This window comes from Specibacter sp. NPDC078692 (assembly GCF_040686835.1).
GTDB lineage: Bacteria > Actinomycetota > Actinomycetes > Actinomycetales > Micrococcaceae > Specibacter.
The window spans coordinates 160,534-183,558 of record NZ_JBFBLV010000003.1 but is presented as its reverse complement, the minus strand read 5'-3'; the positions used below and the strand labels follow the sequence as shown (position 1 = coordinate 183,558).

Annotated in this window: 19 protein-coding genes; 7 read left to right on the top strand and 12 right to left on the bottom strand. The window is 59.4% G+C overall.

The features are described 5' to 3' along the window. The first annotated feature begins 9 nt into the window (after positions 1–9). Complete coding sequence (locus AB0O97_RS03550; protein ID WP_363879944.1) at positions 10–612, top strand: DUF3043 domain-containing protein; 603 nt, start codon at positions 10–12, stop codon at positions 610–612. 95 nt (positions 613–707) lie between these two features. After that, entirely contained in the window at positions 708–1,712 is a 1,005-nt protein-coding gene (locus AB0O97_RS03545; protein WP_363879941.1) for an aldo/keto reductase family protein, read from the top strand. Positions 1,713–1,832: 120 nt separating this feature from the next. Here the strand turns inward: AB0O97_RS03545 and AB0O97_RS03540 are convergent, their stop codons facing one another. Then, positions 1,833–2,900, bottom strand: coding sequence for a quinone-dependent dihydroorotate dehydrogenase (locus AB0O97_RS03540; RefSeq protein ID WP_363879938.1), 1,068 nt, complete (start codon positions 2,898–2,900; stop codon positions 1,833–1,835). Positions 2,901–3,005: 105 nt separating this feature from the next. On the opposite strand from AB0O97_RS03540, the gene AB0O97_RS03535 reads away from it, so the two are divergent. Then, entirely contained in the window at positions 3,006–4,679 is a 1,674-nt protein-coding gene (locus tag AB0O97_RS03535) for an FAD-binding dehydrogenase (protein ID WP_363879935.1), read from the top strand. Beyond that, a complete protein-coding gene (locus tag AB0O97_RS03530) occupies positions 4,676–5,788 on the top strand; it encodes an alpha/beta hydrolase (RefSeq protein WP_363879932.1) in 1,113 nt (370 codons plus the stop codon). The genes AB0O97_RS03535 and AB0O97_RS03530 overlap by 4 nt, the downstream gene beginning before the upstream one ends. Before the next feature lie 68 nt (positions 5,789–5,856). Here the strand turns inward: AB0O97_RS03530 and AB0O97_RS03525 are convergent, their stop codons facing one another. From AB0O97_RS03525 to leuA, 3 genes are all read right to left on the bottom strand, one after another. Beyond that, the gene (locus AB0O97_RS03525; protein ID WP_363879929.1) at positions 5,857–6,699 is read right to left on the bottom strand and encodes an isoprenyl transferase; all 843 of its coding nucleotides are present in this window, start codon (positions 6,697–6,699) and stop codon (positions 5,857–5,859) included. Between the two features lie 4 nt (positions 6,700–6,703). Next, entirely contained in the window at positions 6,704–7,456 is a 753-nt protein-coding gene (recO, locus tag AB0O97_RS03520; RefSeq protein ID WP_363839723.1) for a DNA repair protein RecO, read from the bottom strand. Positions 7,457–7,583: 127 nt separating this feature from the next. Next, positions 7,584–9,326 (bottom strand): 2-isopropylmalate synthase, encoded by a 1,743-nt coding sequence (gene leuA / locus AB0O97_RS03515; protein ID WP_363879926.1) that lies wholly within the window; start codon positions 9,324–9,326, stop codon positions 7,584–7,586. Between the two features lie 360 nt (positions 9,327–9,686). Here leuA and AB0O97_RS03510 point away from each other — a divergent pair, with 360 nt between their 5' ends. Next, entirely contained in the window at positions 9,687–11,651 is a 1,965-nt protein-coding gene (locus tag AB0O97_RS03510; RefSeq protein ID WP_363880153.1) for a M13-type metalloendopeptidase, read from the top strand. A 119-nt stretch (positions 11,652–11,770) separates the two neighbouring features. Here the strand turns inward: AB0O97_RS03510 and AB0O97_RS03505 are convergent, their stop codons facing one another. From AB0O97_RS03505 to AB0O97_RS03485, 5 genes are all read right to left on the bottom strand, one after another. Next, positions 11,771–13,348 (bottom strand): LCP family protein, encoded by a 1,578-nt coding sequence (locus AB0O97_RS03505; protein WP_363879924.1) that lies wholly within the window; start codon positions 13,346–13,348, stop codon positions 11,771–11,773. A 182-nt stretch (positions 13,349–13,530) separates the two neighbouring features. Continuing rightward, positions 13,531–14,496 (bottom strand): GTPase Era, encoded by a 966-nt coding sequence (gene era, locus AB0O97_RS03500; RefSeq protein WP_363839732.1) that lies wholly within the window; start codon positions 14,494–14,496, stop codon positions 13,531–13,533. Beyond that, positions 14,489–15,862: a hemolysin family protein gene (locus AB0O97_RS03495; RefSeq protein ID WP_363879920.1), complete on the bottom strand. Its 1,374-nt coding sequence runs from the start codon at positions 15,860–15,862 to the stop codon at positions 14,489–14,491. The genes era and AB0O97_RS03495 overlap by 8 nt, the downstream gene beginning before the upstream one ends. Then, a complete protein-coding gene (gene ybeY / locus AB0O97_RS03490; protein WP_363839738.1) occupies positions 15,859–16,332 on the bottom strand; it encodes an rRNA maturation RNase YbeY in 474 nt (157 codons plus the stop codon). The genes AB0O97_RS03495 and ybeY overlap by 4 nt, the downstream gene beginning before the upstream one ends. Next, entirely contained in the window at positions 16,329–17,402 is a 1,074-nt protein-coding gene (locus AB0O97_RS03485; protein ID WP_363879917.1) for a PhoH family protein, read from the bottom strand. The genes ybeY and AB0O97_RS03485 overlap by 4 nt, the downstream gene beginning before the upstream one ends. A 374-nt stretch (positions 17,403–17,776) precedes the next feature. Here AB0O97_RS03485 and AB0O97_RS03480 point away from each other — a divergent pair, with 374 nt between their 5' ends. After that, positions 17,777–18,775, top strand: coding sequence for a GerMN domain-containing protein (locus AB0O97_RS03480; protein WP_363839744.1), 999 nt, complete (start codon positions 17,777–17,779; stop codon positions 18,773–18,775). A 51-nt stretch (positions 18,776–18,826) separates the two neighbouring features. On the opposite strand, the gene AB0O97_RS03475 is transcribed toward AB0O97_RS03480, so the two are convergent. The 3 genes from AB0O97_RS03475 to hrcA are packed head-to-tail and all read right to left on the bottom strand — an operon-like array spanning position 18,827 to position 21,831. Beyond that, entirely contained in the window at positions 18,827–19,639 is an 813-nt protein-coding gene (locus tag AB0O97_RS03475) for a 16S rRNA (uracil(1498)-N(3))-methyltransferase (protein WP_363879915.1), read from the bottom strand. Positions 19,640–19,644: 5 nt separating this feature from the next. After that, a complete protein-coding gene (gene dnaJ / locus AB0O97_RS03470) occupies positions 19,645–20,784 on the bottom strand; it encodes a molecular chaperone DnaJ (RefSeq protein ID WP_363839750.1) in 1,140 nt (379 codons plus the stop codon). 33 nt (positions 20,785–20,817) lie between these two features. Further along, on the bottom strand, positions 20,818–21,831 hold the full coding sequence (hrcA, locus tag AB0O97_RS03465) for a heat-inducible transcriptional repressor HrcA (RefSeq protein WP_363879912.1): 1,014 nt from the start codon (positions 21,829–21,831) through the stop codon (positions 20,818–20,820). Positions 21,832–22,143: 312 nt separating this feature from the next. Between hrcA and AB0O97_RS03460 the strand changes: the two genes are divergently transcribed. After that, entirely contained in the window at positions 22,144–23,010 is an 867-nt protein-coding gene (locus AB0O97_RS03460) for a DUF3097 domain-containing protein (protein WP_363839756.1), read from the top strand. Positions 23,011–23,025: the final 15 nt, after the last annotated feature.

Genomic DNA, 23,025 nt, shown 5'->3' with positions numbered 1-23,025 from the left:
CCTTTACGGGTGTTTGGACGTAAGAAAGATCAAGCCCCCGACCCGCAGGTCACGCCTGCCTCCAACGAGCCGATTGACCGGTCTAGGGACCCGCAATCAGCCAAAGGCGTGCCCACGCCGTCGCGTAAAGCGCAGGAGGAGGCGCGCAAGCGACCCCTCGTGCCGAACGACCGCGTCGCAGCCAAAGGCGCCGCCCGTGATGCCCGCCGCGAGGAACAGGCCCGCATGCGCCGAGCTCTTGATACCGGCGAGGAACGTTTCCTTCCCGCCCGTGACAAGGGCCCCCAAAAACGTTATGTGCGCGACTATGTCGATGCCCGTTTCAGCTTGGGCGAGTACGTTATGTTCGCTGCACTGGCGATTGTGCTGCTGACGGTCGTCATCCCGCCCACGAACGACGCCACCTTGGTCTTGTTTGCCGCTTTCTGGGTCATGGTCGCCGGTGTTGCCGTGGATGTCTGGATCATGACCCGCAAGCTCAAGCGCCTGCTGATCGCCAAATTTGGCAGCGTCGATCCCGGTGTCGTCTGGTACGCCTCCATGCGCGCCATGCAGTTCCGCCGCTTGCGCCTGCCCAAGCCCCTGGTACGTCGCGGAGAATGGCCTTCCTAACGTTCCGTTACTCAACGCACCCCAGCACAACACGCCGGTCACCTCCTTCGGGAAGTGACCGGCGTCGTACTTTAAACAGTGGCTAAACTCAAAGTATGGAATATAGATACCTTGGCCGTTCGGGCCTGAAGATCACTGAAATCACCTACGGCAACTGGCTCACCCACGGCTCTCAGGTGGAGAACGACGTCGCCACGGCATGCGTCCGTGCCGCGCTCGACGCCGGCATCACCACCTTTGACACGGCCGACGCCTACGCAAATGGGAAGGCAGAAGAGGTTTTGGGCGCCGCCTTGGCCTCCGAGCGCCGCGAATCCTTGGAAGTGTTCACCAAGGTGTACTGGCCTGTGGGACTGAAGGGACCCAACGACACTGGGCTGTCGCGCAAACACATTATGGAGGGCATCAACAACTCGCTGCGCCGCCTGAACATGGACTACGTGGATCTGTACCAAGCCCACCGCTACGACCATGAAACCCCGTTGGAAGAGACCATTTCCGCATTCGCCGATGTGGTGCGAGCCGGAAAAGCGCTGTATATCGGCGTTTCGGAGTGGAATGCACAGCAGCTGCGCGAGGGCCAACGGCTGGCACGTGAGGCCGGCTTCTCCCTGGTCTCCAACCAGCCGCAGTACTCGGCACTGTGGCGCGTCATCGAACCCGAGGTCATCCCGGCGTCGATTGAATTGGGCATGTCCCAGGTGGTGTGGTCACCCATGGCACAGGGCGTACTCAGTGGCAAGTACCTCCCCGGCGCTCCCTTGCCGGCCGGTTCACGAGCCATGGATGAGCATGGCGGGGCGAACACCATCAAGGCCTTCCTTGACGATGAGATTCTCTCCAACGTGCAAAAGCTGCGCCCCGTTGCCGACGAGCTTGGTCTGAGCATGCCTCAGCTGGCCATCGCATGGGTGTTGCAAAACGAAAACGTTGCCACTGCCCTCGTGGGCGCTTCGCGTCCCGAGCAGGTTGCCGAGAACGCCAAGGCCTCCGGCGTGAAGATCCCGGCCGAACTCATGGCCGCGATCGACACCGCCCTGGCCCCGTCGATGATCAACGACCCCGCCAAGACTGTCAGCCCGGCCACCCGCGTGGCGTAGCCGACAAAAAAAACTGGCCCTTCCGTCGAGATCCCTCGCGAGCAAAATCCATCCTCGCTCCGGGACCCCGACTGCAGGGCCGGTTTTTGCGTTTAGGGCATCCTTGCCGTCAGGCCAGAACTACTTGCGCAGCGCTACCAGCTCTTTGTTGATGCGGGCCGCCCAGAAGGGGCCCTCATAGAGGAAGGCCGTGTAGCCCTGGACTAGGGTGGCGCCGGCGTCGAGACGCTCTTGGACGTCAGCGCCGGTTTCTACGCCGCCTACTGAGATCAAGGTCAGCTGATCCCCAACAAGGGCTTTTAGCTGGCGCAGCACGGCCAGTGAACGAGCCTTCAGGGGTGCTCCGGAGAGCCCTCCGGCGCCTTTCTCCTGCACCAGCGCGTCCGGGCTGGCCAGTCCGTCGCGGCTGATGGTGGTGTTGGTGGCGATGATGCCGTCGAGCTTGAGTTCAAGGGCTAGTGCGGCAACGTCGGCCACGTCCTCATCGGCAAGGTCCGGCGCAATTTTCACCAGCAACGGAACATGACGCCCGGCAGCGGAGTCGGCCGCCTCACGCACACCACTGAGCAGGGGCCGCAAGGTGGCTACATCTTGGAGCAATCGCAGGCCGGGAGTGTTGGGTGAACTGACATTGACCACCATGTAGTCGGCCGAGTGGGCCAAGGTGCGGGCACTGATGAGGTAGTCGCCCAGCGCATCCTCAAGCTCCACAATCTTTGTCTTGCCAATGTTGACGCCAATGATGGGACGCACACCCGGGTAGCTCTTGCGCAAGCCAGCCAACGCCTGCTTGAGGCGCGGCGCGACGGCGGAGGCGCCGTCGTTATTGAACCCCATGCGGTTGATGACGGCCCGGTCCGCAACGAGACGGAACAAGCGTGGTTGCGGGTTGCCGTCCTGGGCCTGACCGGTGATGGTGCCAACTTCAACGTGACCGAAACCGAGGTTGGCAAGGGCGTTGATGCCCTGCCCTTCCTTGTCGAAACCGGCGGCGAGGCCAAACGGTGTCGGGAAAGTCATGCCCAGCGCCTGCGTTTGCAGCGAGGCCGGAGGTGTGAACATGCGGCGCAGCACAACACCAGCTCCCACGGTGTGGATGGCCTTGATCATGGTGAACCCGATCTTGTGGGCCTTTTCGGCATCCATCCAAGAAAAGCAGAGCCGGAAAACTGTGGGATAAATTCGCATACCCCTAGTTTTCCGGTTCCGCCGCCCAACTGCAAAACGCTTGAACATGACGTGGACGCGAACGGCGCTACCCACCGGAGACAAAAGAGGCGTTAGCATGGGCCAATGAATACCAATGGCGGTAGCATCTGGCAGCAGTCTGACGTGGTGGTTGTGGGGGCAGGTCTCTCCGGCCTGGTGGCCGCCGCCGAAGCCTATAACGCGGGGCGCAAGGTACTGATCCTGGATCAGGAGCCGGAGGCGTCCCTGGGTGGACAGGCTCATTGGTCCTTTGGTGGGTTGTTCCTGGTTGACTCCCCCGAACAGCGGCGTCTGGGCGTGAAGGATTCGGTGGAGTTGGCCATGAGCGACTGGATGGGCTCGGCCGCCTTTGACCGCCCTTGGGACACCTGGCCCCGCGCCTGGGCCGAAGCGTATGTGAACTTCGCCGCCGGCGAGAAGCGCTCGTGGCTCCATGCCCTTGGTGTGCGCCTCTTCCCCTTGGTCCAGTGGGCCGAACGCGGCGGTTACGACGCGCAAGGGCACGGCAACTCCGTCCCCCGCTTCCACGTTGTCTGGGGCACCGGCCCCGGCATCGTTGCGCCCTTCCTGAGCAAAGTGCAGGAAGGTATTGCCGCCGGACGCGTGCAAATCGCTTTCCGTCACCGTGCTACAGAGTTAATGTTCGACGCCGGAGCCGTCACCGGAGTGCATGGCCAACTCCTGGAGCCTTCTGCGGCCGCTCGGGGTGTTGCCAGTGGCCGGACCGTGATGGGCGACTTTGAGGTCTCCGCTGACGCAGTTATTGTCACCACCGGTGGCATTGGCGGAAATCATCCCATGGTCCGTGAGCAGTGGCCCAACGGTAGTGGACCGGACTACATGCTGACAGGGGTTCCAGCCTCGGTGGACGGTGAGTTCCAGCAGTCTGTCGCCAACAGTGGTGGCAGCCTGATCAACACCGACCGCATGTGGCACTACCCCGAGGGCATCCACAATCCTGATCCGGTGTGGCCCAACCACGGAATTCGTATCCTGTCCGGCCCCTCTCCCCTGTGGCTCGACGCCACCGGAAAGCGGCTGCCTGTCCCCTTGTTCCCCGGCTTTGATTCGCTAGGCACCCTGCGCCATCTGGAGTCAACCGGCCACGGGCATTCTTGGTTTGTGCTGAACAAAACCATCATGAGCAAAGAATTTGCGCTCTCCGGTTCCGAACAAAACCCGGATCTGACAGGTAAAGACGTCAAGCTGCTGGCGAAGCGGGCGCTTCCGGGCACGGTTGGTCCCGTGCAGAAGTTTCTTGATGCCGGGATCGACTTCGTTCAGGCCACCACAGCGCAGGAACTGGCCGCCAAAATGAACGCTTTAGTCGGTAGCTCCTTGATCGATCCTGTCGGGCTGCACCATTCCATCGCTGCCCGGGACATGCAAGTGCACAGTGGGCTGGGCAAGGACACCCAACTCAATGCCATCCGAGAAGCACGCCGTTTTACCACCGATAAGTTGATGCGTGTTGTGCCACCGCATCCCATGCTGGCGCCGGAGCACGGCCCGCTCATTGCCGTCCGCTTGACCACCTTGACCCGCAAAAGTCTGGGCGGGCTTGCCACGGATCTATCTGCACGAGTTCTGGGCTCCGACGGCACACCGATCCCTGGCCTCTTTGCTGCCGGTGAAGCGGCCGGTTTTGGCGGTGGCGGTATGCACGGCTACCGCTCGCTAGAGGGCACGTTCTTGGGTGGCTGCCTGTTCTCCGGGCGCACGGCCGGCCGGGAGGCTGCGGGTAGCATCGGTGGATGAGCAACAGCAACAGCAAAGTAGCGTGGGTGGAAGATATTCTGGGTCCCGATTACCAGGCAACCACCTTGCTGGTGCAGACCCGCGAACATGCGGTTGCCGAGCAAACGGATGTTGCACACGACCCTGCTGACCACACGTTAGGTGAACAAGACTGCGCTGATCCGCACTTGGTGGAACATGTTACAGCCGAACAAGACGCAGCCCAGCACAATGTTGCCGGCCGTCAGTACAGAGCCACCTTGGTGCGGCACCGGCCGCATGAGCCGAAACCTGGGGCCGGGCACCCCCGCTCGGGGATCCCAGTGCTCTTCATTCACGGGTGGAGCGACTACTTCTACAACACTGGGCTTGCCGAGTTCTTTACGGACCGGGGCTACAACTTTTATGCCCTTGACCTCCATAACCATGGACGCAGCTTAGATTCCCTCGAGATGGGTGGCTATGTAGCTGACCTCGCCGATTACGACGCCGAGATTCTCGCCGCACACACCGTCATTTCTGGTGGCAGTCCGCTAATCTTGGTGGGCCACTCCACTGGCGGACTCATCGCAACCTTGTGGGCACACCACCATCCCGGACTCGTCAGCCATCTGGTGCTCAACAGCCCGTGGTTGGAGATCCAGGGCGGGGCTGCCATCAGACGCGCTGCAACTCCGTTGGTGCAGCTTGCCGATCTGCGACCACTGCTGCGTATGCGCGTGCCAGAGCGTTCTTTCTATTGGCGCGGTATCAGCAATCAGGCCTACGGAGAATGGCCGGTCGATACGGCACTGCGTCCGCCGCATGCATTTCCCGTGCGGGCAGGATGGATGAAGGCTATTTTGGCAGCTCAGCAGGAGGTGGCTACCGGGTTGAGACTCCCCATGCCGATCCTGGTGCTGCTCTCCTCCAAAAGCATGCTCGGCCCGGTCTGGAATGACCAAATGCTGCATGCCGATGTTGTTTTGGATGTCCGTTCTCTGGCTTTGCGAACCCTTTCTCTGGGTAACTCCGTCACGCTGGAAAGGATCGACGGCGCGCTGCACGAGGTGTTCCTATCACGCCGTTCGGTCCGTGAAGACGCCTATGCCAAATTGGCGCGATGGCTACGCGGCTATGTAGCTATGTAGCTATGTAGCCACTGAGTTAATACATTCGTACTAAATTAGGTGTACTAAATTAGGCTAGCCCGTTCAGCCTAGGCTTGAGCGGCCGCGTCAACCGCTCCGCCGTATCGGCGGTCTCGGCGCGCATACTCATCCACGGCAGCCCACAGCGTGCGCCTGTCCACGTCAGGCCACATGGTATTCATGAAGACAAACTCCGCATAGGCCGACTGCCACAGCAAAAAGTTGGAGAGACGCTGTTCCCCGCTGGACCTCAAGAACAAGTCAACATCCGGCACATCCGGCAGGTACATGTACTTCTGAAGCGTCTTTTCACTCACTTGCTTGGGGCTGAGCCGTCCGGCCGCGACGTCGGCAGCCAAGGCTGCCACGGCATCGGCAATCTCGGCCCGACCACCGTAGTTAACACACATGGTTAACGTAATCACGTCGTTGTCTTTGGTGTGTTCCTGGGCCGTTTCCAGCTCCTTGATAACCGAGCCCCACAATTTGGGTCGGCGTCCGGCCCAGCGAATCCTTACGCCCCACGCGTCCAGTTGGTCCCGCTGCCGCCTTAACACATCTTTGTTAAAACCCATCAGGAAGCGAATCTCTTCGGGTGAACGCTTCCAATTCTCCGTAGAAAAGGCATAGACACTGACGTACTTAATGCCCATTTCAATGGCCCCGGCCATCACATCCAACAGCGCCGGCTCTCCCGCTTTGTGACCCTCGATACGGGGCAGTCCCCGCTCGTTGGCCCAACGACCGTTGCCGTCCATGACTATGGCCACATGCTCAGGAATGAGCTCACTCGGGATGGAAGGAACTGACGCTCCCGATACGTGCGGCCACGGTGCCACAACAGGCGGCTTGGCAGCACTGCGGCCAGTCTTGGATCGGTTGCTCTTTTTTCCGCTAAGCTCCATTGCCATCTTCCTATACACGCTCCACAAGTTTCAGAGAACGCACTGTGCGTTCCAAATGCCATTGCACGTATCCAGCCACGAGTCCGGCTGCTTCACGCCGATGAATGGTCAAGGAGCCATCAGCACCAGCCCAATTGCCGCTGAGTAACTGTCCCAACAACGCCATGGTCTCCGGTGCTGGAGCAGCCGAGCCCGGTGGCCGGCACTCGTGGCAGACGGCCCCGCCCAGAGACACATTGAAAGCACCATGGGGGCCGGGTTCACCACAGCGGGCACAGTCGGAGAAGCTGGGCGCCCAACCCGCGATCGATACCGCACGCAGCAGATAGGAATCTAGGATCAGCTCTGGCGCATGGGCGCCGCGACTGAGGGCAGCCAACGCCCCCACCAGCAGTAGGTAGTGGGCAGTTGAGGTTTCTCCATCAATGTCGGTGAGCCGCTCCGCAGTTTCGGCCATAGCGGCCGCGACTACATACCTGTCATAGTTCGCGGCGATCGCATCCCCATAGCTAGCTCGAGCAACAGCCTGGGTGACGATATCAAGTGACCGGCCCTTGACGAGCTGCAAATCTGCCACCATAAACGGTTCAAGCCGGGCACCGAACTTACTGCTGGTGCGTCGCACGCCCTTGGCTACCGCCCGCAGCTGCCCATGATGGTGGGTCAGGAGGGTGATGATTCGATCTGCCTCACCCAATTTGTGGGTACGTAGGATGACGGCGTCATCTCTATAGGTACGGGCGGCAAACGATTGATTGGACACTCCCCCATTGTCCCATCATTGCCCACAGAAGCGGTCCAAACCGCGCCGGAAATGGCAACACCCCGGTACTGGCCCTGCTCAGGGCCAGTACCGGGGTGTTGTTTAGAACAGCACCGGGGAATGGGGATTAACCGTTTTTGACGTCCCGGATCGCACGGTTGACAGCCGAGATGACTGCCTTCAGTGAAGAGGTCGAGGTGTTGGCATCAATGCCCACGCCCCACAGCACGCGTTCACCCACAGCACATTCCACGAACGCAGCGGCGCGCGCGTCGCCGCCTTCAGACAATGCGTGCTCGGAGTAATCCAGAACCCGCACGTCTACGCCGTCCTCGGCCAAGATGGCCAACAGGGCCGCGATGGGGCCATTGCCGGTTCCTGTACGTGTGTGAATCGTGCCATCAATGCTGACCTTGGCAGTGAGGCTCATTTCACCATCGTCGTCGGTCGAAGTTGAGAACGAACCAATGCGGTAGCGACCCCACTGTGCGTCGCTGTCCTCAGCCGGCAGGTACTCATCCTTGAAGATGGTCCAGAGTTCTGCGGCACTCACTTCGCCACCCACTGTGTCGGTGCGCTGCTGAATGACACCGGAGAATTCAATCTGCGCCCGGCGCGGCAGGTCCAGGCTGTGCTCGTTCTTGAGCAGGTATGCCACGCCTCCTTTACCCGACTGGGAGTTGACGCGGATGACAGCTTCGTAGCTACGTCCCAGGTCCTTCGGATCAACGGGCAGGTACGGGACTGCCCAGGTGTGCTGGTCCACGGTTGTACCGGCCGCAGCAGCGTCGGCTTCCATGGCGTCCAAGCCCTTCTTGATGGCATCCTGGTGCGAGCCAGAGAAAGCGGTGAATACCAGATCGCCACCGTAAGGCGAACGCTCCGGGACAGGCAACTGATTGCAGTACTCCACCGTGCGGCGAATCTCATCAATGTCGGAGAAGTCGAGCATGGGATCGATGCCCTGGGTGAACATGTTCAGTCCCAGTGTCACCAAGTCCACGTTGCCGGTGCGTTCGCCGTTGCCAAACAAGCAACCTTCGATCCGGTCGGCACCTGCCAAATAGCCCAATTCCGCGGCGGCAACGCCTGTTCCACGGTCGTTGTGGGGGTGCAGAGACAGCACGATTCCCTCACGCGGATGCAGATTACGGCTCATCCATTCAATGGAGTCCGCGTACACGTTGGGAGTGGCCATCTCCACCGTTGCCGGCAAGTTAATGATGACCTCATTGTCAGCTGAAGCCTCGAAAATCTCAGCAATGGCGTTACAGACACGCAGTGCGTATTCCGGTTCGGTGCCTGTGAAGGACTCCGGTGAGTACTCATACGTGATCTTGGTATCAACGAGTGTCTCTTCATACTTCTTGCACAGGCGAGCCCCCTGCAGGGCAATGTCCAAGATGCCGTCCACGTCCTGGTTGAACACCACACGGCGCTGCAGCACAGACGTGGAGTTGTACAGGTGAACGATCGCCTGCTTGGCGCCCTGGAGCGACTCATAGGTCCGCTCGATCAGGTGCTCACGGGCCTGCGTCAGTACCTGGATCGTGACGTCATCGGGGATGTGGCCGCCTTCGATCAGCTGGCGCACAAAGTCAAAGTCGGTTTGTGACGCAGACGGAAAGCCAACTTCAATCTCTTTGAAACCCATCTTGACGAGCAGCGCAAACATCTTCATTTTGCGGCCTGGGCTCATGGGGTCGATGAGCGCCTGGTTACCGTCCCTCAGGTCAACGGCGCACCAGCGCGGGGCCTTCGTGATGCTCTTGTCCGGCCAGGTGCGGTCAGGCAGGCTGACATTGATCTGGTCTTGGAAGGGAATGTAGCGGTGGACAGGCATTCCAGAGGTTTTTTGCGCATTTCGCATTGTGGGTGACCTTAATGTTGTTCAACGAGGGAGAGGCCGGCCGGGCAACACAAACACCGCAGCGAGGGTGGCCATTGTCCGCATTGATCACATCAACGGGTTCGAGGCCTCGCCGCGGCAGCTAAGAAGAAGCATTCCAGTGCGCACATTTTTACCCTAACACGGCACGTAGGATGAAGGTGAACGAACTCACCTAGTGTGTTCGCCCACCTTGTAACAGTAGGACGTTTGCCATGCGCCACCGTTTGAGGGTGGCATTTCTTTAACCGACGTTGACCAGCTACGACTGGCTGTGACTAGCCTCGAATAAGGTTGACTATCCCCGAATACCCGAACACCCATGAAGAGGAACCGATTCACTTGACCCACTCCGGTATCAATCTCAGCCACATTGACCCGGGCACACGGCCCCAGGATGACCTGTTTCGCCATGTCAACGGTGCTTGGCTGGAGGCGGAGGTGATCCCTGAAGACAGGGCTCTCACCGGTTCTTTCATCACCTTGCGCGATGAATCAGAAGACGCTGTCAAAGCCATCATCGAGCACGCTGGCACGGAAGCGGGCAACCCAAACGCCACTAACCCGGCGCTGTCCGCCAAAATCGGAGCCCTCTATACAGGCTTCATGGATGAAGTCGCCATCGAGGCCGCCGGGGCCACCCCCTTGGCAGAGAAGTTGCGTGCCATCGCATCAGCTGACTCCATCGAGGCCCTGGTTCGGCTGATGGGTAAGCTTGACCGCACCGGCGGAAGCACCTTGTTCGGCGCCTATGTCAACAACGACGCCGGAAATCCGGACCGTGCGCTGCTGCACCTATTTCAGGCAGGTCTGGGCCTGCCGGATGAGTCCTATTATCGGGAGGAGAAGTTTGCGGCCATCCGCGCCTCTTATGTGGCACATGTTCAGACCATGCTGGAGCTCGCTGGCGTCTCTGACGCTGCATCCAAGGCCCCAATCATAATGGCATTGGAAACTGAAATCGCCGCCACCCATCTCGACAAGGTGAGTCTTCGAGACCCCCAAAAGACCTACAACCTCAAGAACCGCAGTGAAGCGTTGGCTCTGCTTCCAGTTTTGGAGATCTGGTTGGATGAACTGGGCGTCACAGCAGAACAAAGCAGCGAAGTGGTCATTGCCACACCTGAATTCTTCAGTGGCCAACAGAGCCTCTTGGTGGAAGAACGCCTCGCCGATTGGCAGGCCTGGTTGGCCATGCGCACCATCTCCAGTCTCGCCGGTTACTTGTCCAAGACCTTTGTGGATGCCAACTTCGCCTTCTACGGCACCACCCTGAGTGGAACCCCGGCCATCCGGGAGCGCTGGAAGCGTGCCGTCGCTCTTGTGGAAGGCGTACTGGGCGAGGCCGTGGGCCAGCTGTATGTGGCCAAACACTTCCCCGAGTCTCACAAGGCGCGCATGGAAGCCCTGGTAGCCAACCTCATTGAGGCCTACCGGATCAGCATCGCTAACCTCTCCTGGATGAGCAGTGAAACCAAGGAAAAGGCGTTGGAGAAGCTGTCCGCCTTCACTCCCAAAATTGGTTACCCATCCAAGTGGCGCGACTATTCGACTCTGGACATTGTGGAAGGCGATTTGCTGGGCAACATTGAGCGCAGCAACGCGTTCGAGCTGGCACGTCAGCTGGCGAAGATCGGCGCCCCCATTGACCGTGAAGAGTGGCTCATGACCCCTCAGACGGTCAACGCCTACTACAACCCCACCATGAATGAGGTGGTCTTTCCGGCTGCCATCTTGCAGCCACCGTTTTTCGATGCGGAGGCCGACGACGCCGCGAACTACGGCGGCATTGGAGCCGTCATCGGCCACGAGATTGGGCACGGCTTCGATGACCAAGGCTCCCAATTTGACGGTTCCGGCGCCCTGCGAAATTGGTGGACAGACGACGACCGTGCAGCTTTTAACAGCCTCACCAAGAAGTTGGTGCAACAGTACAACGCTTTGTCCCCTATGGCCGCCCCAGAAGAGTTTGTCAACGGCGAACTCACCTTGGGCGAGAACATTGGGGACCTTGGTGGTTTGGCCATCGGCTACAAGGCCTATCAGCTGAGCCTGGACGGCAGCAGCTCACCCACCATTGATGGGCTGACAGGGGCTCAGCGTTTCTTCTACTCATGGGCGGAGTGCTGGCGCACCCAGATTCGTTATGAGGAGGCTGTGCGGCGCCTCACCATTGACCCGCACTCCCCCGCGGAACTGCGGTGTAATGCTGTGGTCAGTAACTTGGATGCCTTCCATGAGGCCTTCGGCACCACCGCCGAAGACAAGCTGTGGTTGGCACCAGCAGATCGCGTGAGTATCTGGTAGAAAAGCTCAGGGTCTCACCGGCCCAACAATATAGAGGGCGGGCACTGTTGCGAAGAATTCCTTCGCAATAGTGCCCGCCCTCTATGGATTACAGTCCGGCTGGCCCGCCATCCAGCCGGCTAGTAGGTGTAATAGAGCGGGTTGACCTTCATACATCCAGCATCTTGCTCTGCGGTGCTGGCCACAATGTTCTCCGGCACCACGATGGTGCCGTATTGCTTGCCGGAGATCCAGTCAGCACCAACGACGAGGCTGATACCTGCCACTGTGGCATCGAACTGAACTGCGGCCGGCGGAAGGTTGAACAGCGTGGCCAAATCTGCCGCCACATCCGCCATATCGGCACCGTACAGCAGCTTTGTCTCGCTGACGGCGGGGATGTCCCCTGCCTGCCAAGCGTTACTAAAGCCAGCGGCAGCCAGGGCTTGCACCAGTTCAAGGGAACGGCCAACAACCGCAGTGGCATTGACCACACTGATGGGCTGCAGGGCCTTCTCATACGCCGGAGCATGCGGGGACTGCGTAGCAGCAGGCGTTTCAGCCGTCGGGGTGCTTGCCGGGGTGCCACCAGTGGAGCTGGGAGTCGGCGAGGCCGTCAGGTCTGTGTCTTGGCGCAAGGCCGCGAAGAACTGGCTAGCCTGCGGCTGTTGGAGTTGGACACGGTTGTTGTCGGCCACATAAGGCTCAATCGGAACCGTAACAAAGGATACTTTGGCGAGGTCAATCTTTGCCAAGCGAGTAGCAATGCTAACCATGGACGGAATGTTGGCCAAACCCTCATCTATCGTGAGGTTCTTAGTTACTACATCCGCCAGTGTGTAGAGTCTGGGCAGATTAGTCAGAGTGCCTTCACTCTTGACTTTGCGGACCATTGACCCGAGGAAGTACTGCTGTGCCTTGATCCGATCCAGGTCCCCGGAATCCCCGAAGGCATGACGGGTTCTTAGGAAGGCAAGGGCCTGTTCGCCCTCCACTAAGCTTTTGCCTTCTGGGAGCCGCAGGAATGAACCGTTGACATCATACATAGCATGGTCAACGCATACTTCAACGCCACCAAGCGCCGTGGACAGTTCCTTGACTGCTGTGAAATCGGCCAACATAAAGTGGTCAATGCTCAGCCCGGTGATGTCATTGATCGCAGCCACTGTACAGCCAGGACCTGCCTGCAATGCTCCATTGAGCTGCCCGGCGGAGGACCCGTAGACGGTCTCAGATGTTGTGGCCGAAACACAATCAGGGATCGGGACTACTAAATCCCGAGGGAAACTCGTGACCGATACCCTGCTGTTGTCGGCGGAAATGTCCATCAGCAACATGACATCAGATTGACCCTGACCTGTGGAGTCCTCTTTAGAACCGTACTGGCTGTTCTTGCCATCGCGGGTGTCGGTTCCCAGAATCAAGATTTGCAAGGAACCGGTGTCTTCAATGGCTGAATCGCTCTTGGCCCCGTTGGGTACCCGGCCATCCAAGGGCGCCGTGGTGACATTGCTCTGCAACTTGTAAAACAACACCCCGGCCGTACCCACACCAATGACCAGAACGCTGCACAAAACCAGTGCAGTGAGACGCAGCCACAGCGGCGCTTTGTGGTGGGGCCGATAGTGTCTACCGGCTGGCTCTTGCGGGTTCTCAGGTCCACTCCGTGGGGTGCCGGCAGCGTCAGCTGCTCCCGTTTCGGCACGGCGTCGCCCCATGAACAAACCTTTCACTATGAATATTAACTCTCACGAGTTTAGCGGCGAAGACTGGGAACATCCCCACAGCCACACGTTCGCGCACTACTGAACACCAAAAGTTGCGTGGCGGCCGTTCAGACCGCCACGCCCAACAGTCGGGTCTAAAACCCCTATTAAGAAGTTTCTTTTACCAGCTCTAGCTAGAAGCCCAGCTTGACCAGTTGCTTCGGATCACGCTGCCAGTCCTTGGCCACCTTGACATGCAGGTCCAGATAAATTTTGGTACCCAGCAGTGCCTCGATCCCCTTCCGGGCGGTGGTGCCAACATCGCGCAGCCTAGCGCCACCCTTACCGATGATGATCGCCTTCTGGGACGGTCGCTCTACATAGAGATTTACCCGCACATCCAGCAACTGGTTGTCCTCGCCGCGTCCTTCCCGGGGTAGGATCTCCTCTACCACCACAGCTAGGGAGTGAGGCAGCTCATCACGAACACCTTCAAGAGCAGCCTCACGGATTAACTCGGCTACCATGATCGCTTCGGGCTCGTCGGTGAGGTGACCGTCAGGGTACAGCGCCGGTGAGATAGGCATGAACTCGGCCAGGACCCCTGCCAACGTCTCCACTTGGAAATCCTCTACCGCAGAAACCGGGATGACTGCGGCAAAGCCAGACTCACCGAAGATTTCCTGTCCCAGCCGGTCAACAGCAATGAGTTGGTCCGTGACGGCCTGACGGTCCACAGTATCTGTCTTGGTCACAATGGCAATGACTGGCTTTTTGCCAACATTGGCCAGCTGCTGGGCGATAAACCTGTCTCCGGGGCCAATCTTTTCATTGGCGGGAAGGCAGAAACCAATCACGTCTACTTCCGCCAGCGTGTCGGCCACCAGATCGTTCAGGCGCTTGCCCAAAAGGGTTCGCGGCCGGTGCAGACCCGGGGTATCAACCAGTACCAGTTGGAAGGTATCCCGGTGTACCAGGCCTCGGATGGTGTGCCTCGTGGTTTGCGGCTTGGCCGAAGTGATGGCGACCTTTTGCCCTACCAAAGCGTTGGTCAGAGTTGATTTGCCGGCGTTGGGTCGCCCAGCCAAAACGGCAAATCCTGCCCGGAAGCCGTCGCCCTTGGGAGCAGGCATAGCCAGTTTCTTATTCGACTTACTCATGGTTGCTCCTAGTTTTTTGATCATTGGACACCTCATCATGAGGCGCAATAGCTTGTGTTAGTGCACTCATGCCAGTGTCCGTCTCCGGCGCGTAGCTGGCAACACTGCGGCTAGCAACACCCCGACTGGCGATGACATGGCTAATGCGGTTCCGCTGTGGTTCTTTACGTTCTGCTTGCAAAGTCAATCCGGAGACTTCAACGGAGTCCCCCACCATCGGAATCCTGCCCAGATGCTTGGCCAGGAGGCCACCTACGGTGTCCACCTCGTCGTCGTCCAGGTCTTTGCCGAACAACTCACCCAGTTCATCGACAGCCATTCTGGCCCGGATCCGGAAGCGTCCCTCAGCAAGGGTTTGTACATCAGGGGACACTGAATCGTACTCGTCCGCAATGTCACCAACAATTTCCTCAATGAGGTCCTCCAGGGTGACCAGTCCTGCCGTGCCGCCGTATTCATCCACCACAATGGCCACGTGAGTGTGCTCCACTTGGAGTTCTTTCAGAAGCGCATCCACCGGTTTGGACTCCGGAACATAACGGACATTGCGGGTGAGTTGTTCTACGGTGGGCTGGTTCTGCAGATCGCTGTTGCGGTGCAGGGTGGCCACCAGATCCTTCAAATACAGGATCCCAAGAATATGGTCGGTGCTCTCACCAATGACCGGGATGCGTGAATACCCTGAGGATAAGAACGCGTCCAGGGCATGCTCTAAAGTGGCATCCTGTTCAATGCTGAGGATGTCGGTGCGTGGCACCATGACGGCACGGACCATGGTTTCACCCATGTCGATCACGCTATGAATAAGTTCAGCCTCGTTGTCCTCAATCATGTCCGCTTCGCTGGCCCGGTCTACGAATTCACGGAATTCCTCTTCGCTGACAAAACCCTCATCAGCTGCCGGGGCATCCTTGGTCAAGGCGGTCCCAAGACGGTTCAACCACTGCGGAATGGGCCCCAAGACGCGGCGCAACAAGTGCACCAGCCACGAGGTACGCCCCACGAGAGCTCCGGCATGGAGACGGCCTAGACGACGCGGGGAAACGCCCACAATCATGAACCCGAGAAAGGCCATAATGATGGTGGCAATGAGCCCGGCAATCCACTCGTTCTCGAGAATGCGCACAAAAAAGATTGCCACGGCCACAGCCGCCGCCATCTCTGACCACACCCTCCAAAACTTCAAGGCATTCAGGTGCGCGAGCGGATCACCGAGGACTTTATCCATGGACGCACCCCGGCGGTGCGCGGTAATGGTTTCGGAATCATGGCGGGGGAAAAAACTCAGCGCCGATTCAACGGCTGTCAGGAACGCGGCGATGATCGTAAAAAGAATCCCCATGACAGGGAGGACAACTAAGGTCACTGCGTGGTCTCCTGAGGGGCTTCCTTACCTAGGAAGCTGGAAAGCAGTTCACGCTGGATACCGAACATCTCTTCCTTTTCATCAGGCTCACGGTGGTCATAACCCATCAGGTGAAGCATGCCGTGAGTGGTGAGCAGCAGCAGTTCCTCATCCATGGAGTGACCCGCAGCCACAGCCTGGTCTTGGGCGACAGCTGGGCACAGGACTATATCGCCGAGCAGACCGGCAGGGGTTGGCTCTGAGGCAGTTCCTGGCCGAAGCTCATCCATCGGGAAGGAGAGCACGTCGGTGGCACCGGGCTCATCCATCCATTCGATGTGGAGTTTTTCCATGGTTTCCAGATCGGCCAGAATCACCGAAACTTCGGTTTGCGGGTGCAGGTGCATGGCGGTGAGGATGTGCCTGATGAGCTTGACGAGCTCTTCTTCGGCCGCCTGCACACCCGACTCATTGTTGATTTCGATGCTCATCGTGACGTGCTGTCCTTCGGTGTCGTGGGGCTGGGATGAGCTTCATCCCAGCTGTTGTAGGCGCTGACAATAGCGCCCACGAGGCGGTGGCGCACCACATCGGTGGCGTCCAGAATGGCGAAGTCGATATCGTCAACGTCCTGGAGAATTTCCTTGACTACCCGCAGCCCGGATTTAGTCCCGGAGGGCAGGTCAACTTGAGTGATGTCGCCTGTTACAACAATCTTGGAGCCAAACCCCAACCGTGTCAGAAACATTTTCATCTGCTCCGGGGTGGTGTTTTGAGCTTCATCCAAAATGATGAACGCATCATTCAAGGTACGTCCGCGCATATACGCCAGTGGCGCCACTTCAATGGTTCCGGCCGCCATGAGGCGCGGGACCGTTTCTGGATCCAGCATCTCGTTCAGGGCGTCGTAGAGCGGGCGCAGATAGGGGTCAATTTTGTCGTAGAGGGTTCCTGGCAGGAAGCCCAACCGTTCCCCGGCCTCCACTGCGGGGCGGGTGAGAATGATCCGGCTGACTTCCTTGTGTTGGAGGGCCTGGACCGCCTTGGCCATTGCCAGATACGTTTTGCCAGTTCCAGCCGGGCCAATGCCGAACACCACGGTATTGCGGTCAATGGCATCAACGTAGTCCTTTTGGTTCGCAGTCTTGGGCCGAATGGTGCGGCCCCGACTGGAAAGGATGTCGTGACTGAGGATATCCACAACAGAAACTTCAGGGCGGGATTTGAGCATTGCGACCAGTTGCTCCCAGACGTCCGCAGTCATGGGGCTGTTGCGCGCCACCATGCCGCGGGCTTCTTCCATCAGGTGCATGATGCGTGGCACCACGGCGGCTGGACCGGTAATGGTGAGCACGTTGCCACGGGCCAGAAAAGAAATTCCCGGGTAAAGATTTTCGACAATACGCAGGCCTTCATCCTCGGCACCCAAAGTGGCCACCATCTGCTCTGTGGAGAGGAAATGGACGAGTTCGGTGCGTGTGCCGTCAACGGAGTAAGGGAAGCGCCGTCCGGGCCCCTCATCGGGGAGTTGACCACCGTGGTGTGCTGTTGTCTCTGCCATAATTCCGGCCCATCCGGGCCTGAAATCTCTCCTTGGGTTCACCGGTAGGAACTACCGGATTTACTGCCTTGTCTATGTGGAATCAATTCTAGTGCACTCCCCGGATTACTACTCCGATTGGTAGGCCAACGAGTACTCCAGCTAGAACTCAAGAGAACTACTCCACCGATGTGCAACTTTTCCCTTATCAGCGTAGAAGTGTTTCGATACGGTTTCAGTTCTCCACAACAGGCCCATTCCAGCCCATCTGCGCAGCCTCCTGTGCCAAGGTAGATAAGGTTCGAAGCCTTGTGGGGATGCTTGGAACAACCCGATTCCTGACGGAACGGGACCCGCAATCATCATCGTCAAAAGAAACTGCGAGATAGCTCCCCATGCCTGCCTTTCATCCTGCGCCCACACCCCGGATCGGCACCTGTGCCGGCCGTGAGGCGCGGGCGCAGCGTACAGCAGAGAAATTGCGTGCCGTCGACAAAATCGCCATTGTGGCTTTGTCGCTGTCGCTGCTCCTGGGTGGCTGCACCTCGGGCGGTGGCGAGAAGCCTCCCGTTACGATGCCGGCCACAATAGCCTCCTCCTCGGCCGGATTGGTCACCAGCGCACCGTTGGAAACTGCCACGGCCTCGGAAACCCTGCCGGTCTACTGGCTAGGACGCAGCAACGACGACGTCTTTCTCTACCGGGAATTCCGGTCCTCCAACAGCGCCGACGAGCCGATCGTTACCGCGCTGCGAACCATGATGGCCGACAAGCCTTTGGACCCGGACTACTTCTCGCTCTGGAACGAACCTTCACGGTTAGGCGCGTCCATCTCGGCAAAAAATATCATCACAATTGACGTCTCAGCCGACGCCTTCGGACAAAAGGTAGATGCCGGCCTCGCCGAGCGTTCCATCTCGCAACTTATCTACACCGCCACCGCCGCTGCCGCCATGGCCGGACTGGTTGACACCACCACACCCATCCAAGTTTCCCTGCTGGTTGATGGGCACACCGGTTACAAAGCCTTTGGTCACGTTTCGCTGGACAAGCCGCTGACCCGCAACCCCTCTTTTGTGGCGCCCGTGTGGATTATTGACCCGGGCCATGGCGCCACCTACAAAGAGGTGCCCCTGAAGGTGATTGGCCAGGGAGTTTCCCCCACCGGCACATTGGCATGGTCCTTGTCACTCATGAAGGACGGTTCAGTGTCCGGGGAATACCTCAGTGGAACAGTGAAAATCCCGCAAGGCCCAAATGAGTTGGGTGAGTTCACCTTCAACTTGGTTCCCCCGCCCGGCACCTACCAGCTCTCAATTTACATCGATGACCCCTTGCAACCAGGCCGTAAAATCGGACTCGATACCAAAGTGGTCACCATCGCCAAGCCCTAAGCCAGCGGGAACCTTCCAGCTACCGGATCACTGAGCCCACGCGCGTAGCTGTCACCAGCGTCCAAGCTCTTGGCTCAGAAGTACGACGGCGGCTGGTCCGGCAGTCGAAGAGCGCAGGACATGGCGGCCCAAGAGGGCGGTCCGCGCCCCGGCAGCTATGAAAGCCTCAACTTCGGCGGCACTCATGCCGCCCTCGGGCCCGACAATCATGAGCACCGTGTGGGGCGCCGTGGCAGCCGCATCGGCACCGCCCGCAACTGTACCTCCCGCGTGGTGCTCAGCCAGCGCTTCCTGCCATTGACGGGCCACCGCTGCCACTGAATCTGTCGCGTCTTCATGCAGAATCAGGGCCAGATCAGCAGCTGCAATCTGTTCACAGACTCCTGTTGTTCCCAGCAGAGCACCAACCTCCGGGATGGTGGAGCGCCGCGCCTGCTTGGCCGCCGCGGCAACTACCTGCCGCCACTTCTGTGGCCCCTTGACGGCCTTGTCCATCTTCCAGCGCACAATGGAACGCTCCGCCTGCCATGGCGCCACCGCATCTATGCCCAGTTCGGTGGCCATTTCGATGGCCAACTCATCCCGGTCACCCTTGGCCAGTGCCTGGATCAGGGTGAAGGTGATGGGTTGGGCAGATTCGCGGAGAACATCGAGAATCTGCACCGTCAGCAGCCCCTTCTCAGCGCTGCTGACGGTGCAAGATAGACGCAACCCAGCGCCGTCGCACAGGTCAACTGGCTCGCCTAAGGTGAGCCGTTTGACGGTGGTGGCGTGCCGGCCTTCGTCACCGCCCAGAGTGTAACTTGAGCCGGGAAGAAGCCCGGCAAGCTCTGCGGGGTCGGCGTAGAAGACTGGATTGCTCATGGCGTTTAGAGGTTGCCGAGCTTGTCACGCAGCTTGGCGAACATTCCACCGCTGGAGACGAGCTTTCCTTCGCTGAACGTTTCCCCGCGCAAGGCGGCAAGCTGCTTCAGCAGGGCTTCCTGTTCGGCGTCAGGCTTGGTGGGAGTTTCCACGTGGATGTGCACCTTCAGGTCTCCACGACCGAATCCGCGCAGGTGGGTTACACCCAAGTTGCGCAGGTTGATGACTTCCCCAGCCTGAGTTCCGGGCTTGATGCTGATGGGCTGTTCGCCGTCGAAGGTTTCGAAGTTCAGCTCGGTGCCCAGTGCAGCAGCGGTCATGGGGACGCTGAGAGTGGCGTGCAGATCGTCACCTTCACGCATGAAGTTCGGGTCATTGTTGACCTTCATTTCCACGTACAGGTCACCTGAGGGGCCGCCGGCGGGGCCAGCCTCGCCCTGATTGGCCAATTGGATGCGCGTACCGGTGCCCACACCGGCCGGAACCTTGATGGTCAGGGTGCGGCGATCGCGGACACGGCCTTCGCCCATGCACTCGTTGCAGGGGTCAATGATCATGGTGCCGAAGCCCTGGCAGGAGTTGCAAGTGGCCAGCGTCATGACATTGCCGAGGATGGAGCGCATGGGACGCTGGATCTGGCCAGCACCGTGGCAAATATCGCAGGTGGTCGGCGAGGTGCCCTCCCGGCAGCAGCTGCCTTCACAGGTGGGGCAGGTGATGGCGGTGTCGATTTCGAGCTTTTTGTTCACACCGAAGACGGCCTCGCGCAGTTCTACGCGCACCGTGATGAGGGCGTCCTGGCCTCGCCGCATGCGTGATGCGGGACCGCGTCCCCCGCCACCACCGCCGGCACCACCGAAGAAGGTCTCAAAGATGTCCTGGAAGGCGAAGCCTTCGCCGCCAAAGCCGCCGCCTCCGCCGCCAACATCGTTGCCGTTTTCATTGCCCGTGGTGTCGTAGACACGGCGCTTCTGCGGGTCCGAGAGCACCTCATAGGCGTGCGTGACGGCCTTGAAGCGGTCCTGAGCATCCGGGGCGTCGTTGACGTCCGGGTGCAACTTGCGGGCAAGCTTGCGGTAGGCCTTCTTAATTTCCTCGGCCGTTGCGTCGCGGGCGACGCCCAATGCATCGTAATGGTTACTCAAAGTGTTGCTCTCTTTTGTTGAATCGGTGGCCGCTTAGCCGGCCAAAATTCTCGATAAGTACTGGGCCACGGCGCGAACGCTGGCCATCGTGTTGGGGTAGTCCATCCGGGTTGGGCCGACCACTCCGAGCTTGGCGTTCTCGCCAGGCACATAGCTGGTGGCCACCACAGAAGCTTCCGCCAGTGAATCGTGAGGGTTTTCACGGCCAATCACCACAGCCATGCCCAACGAGTCCTGAGCCATTGCTTCCAGCAGCCGCAGCAGTACGACCTGCTCCTCTAGAGCGTCCAAGACGGGGCCAATGCTCAAGGGGAAATCATTGTTGGACCGGGCAAGGTTGGCCGTCCCTGCCATGACAATGCGGTCTTCTCGGGCGCTGTGCGCCAAAATCGCCAGACCTTGGGCCAGCCGTGCAGCCGCAGCCTGCTCAGCTACTGGAACCTCGAGCGGAATCCTGACCACCGCAGCAGGAAGTTGGGCCACAGTCAGTCCGTTCAGACTAGCCATGAAGAGTCTCCGCAACCCGGCGAGAATGTCCTCATCTACGGCGGCACCTAGGTCAATCACGTTCTGTTCCACTTTGCCCGAGGCGAGGATCAGCACCACCAGCACCTGGTGAGCCGCTAATGAAACGAATTCGATGTGCCGTACCGTGGCTGCTGTGGTGCGCGGGTACTGAACCACAGCCACCTGGTTGGTCAGCTGTGCCAGTGTCCGTACGGTGCGTTCCAAAACGTCGTCAAGATCGGTGGGACCGTCCAACAGTACCGAAATGGCGCGCCGCTCGGCTGCTGAAAGTGGCTTGACCGAAGCCAGCTGATCGACGAAGAGCCGGTAGCCCTTATCGGTGGGAATGCGCCCGGAACTGGTGTGCGGAGCGGTAATCAGCCCCTCTTCCTCCAGTGCGGCCATGTCATTGCGGATGGTGGCACTGGAGACGCCCAGGTGATGCCGTTCCACCAAAGCCTTGGAGCCGACAGGTTCACGTGAATGCACATAATCTTCGACAATGGCGCGCAGAACTTCCAATTTCCGTGGTTCACTCATGCTCGGCACCTCCCTTCAGCCTTCTCACCGTAACTTTGCCCAAACTTCACCGCGTCACTTCAGCGCATCAGCTTTCCACCGAGTACGCCCAGTGGCTCTTGATAACTAACTTTTAGCACTCTACCCAACCAAGTGCTAAGTCTAATACTTTTTCAGACCACCCACCCATGGCTTATCGACACCCCGCGCGCACACGCCATGCCCCTATACGGCTAGTGCCACGAGGGCGGGCACAGCACGCGATAGCATGGCTTTTCACCCTGTAGCGTTCGCCATGAGCGTTGCCTTGAGCGTCAAAAGTCAGGTTTCTCCATGCATTTCAATGACGTACCTCACCACCAGTGGGGCCCCCTGGACCTCAGCGCCCCGCCAGAACGGGTGTTGCGCAAGGTGGAGGCCCGTTCGGGTCTCGTCGTCGAAGACGTGCAAACAGGCTGGGTGGGAGCTGTGGTGCGGCTGGAGAAATCCGGCGGCATGCACATTGTGGAACTCGCCGATCGACGTGAGAAGATCCGCGCCTTCCCACTCGGTTTCGGCTTCCTGCTGGAAGGCGAACCCATTGAACTCATCGCCCCCACAGCGGCTGGCGCACCCAAGCAGGTCTTGCGTACCGCTTCAGGTTCCGTCAAGGTCACCGGGGACCGTGCCAAGGTTGCCAAAGCCAGCCGGATCTGGGTCGAGGGCAAGCACGACGCCGAACTCGTCGAGAAAGTCTGGGGAGATGATCTGCGGGTGGAAGGAATCGTTGTAGAACCGCTGCGAGGCATTGACGACCTTGCCGCCGCCGTGGCCGACTTCAGACCCGGACCCAACCGCCGTTTGGGCATTTTGGTAGACCACTTGGTGCCAGGCTCCAAGGAAACTCGAATTGTGGCCAATCTCATGCAGAAGCCTGGCGTTCGGGCGAACGTCCTCGTCGTTGGACACCCGTACGTCGATGTCTGGCAGGCCATCAAACCTTCCACTCTGGGCATCCCTGCATGGCCGATTATCCCGCGGACTATGGAGTGGAAGGCGGGTATCCTCCAAGCTTTTGGCTGGCCGCACACAACTGCCGAAGACATCGGTCTGGGCTGGCAGCGATTGCTTTCACGGGTGAGTTCCTACTCCGATCTGGAGCCTTCACTGCTGGGTCGTGTCGAGGAAGTCATTGATTTCCTGACAGCACCCGTATCCTAGAGGCAGGGCAATGAT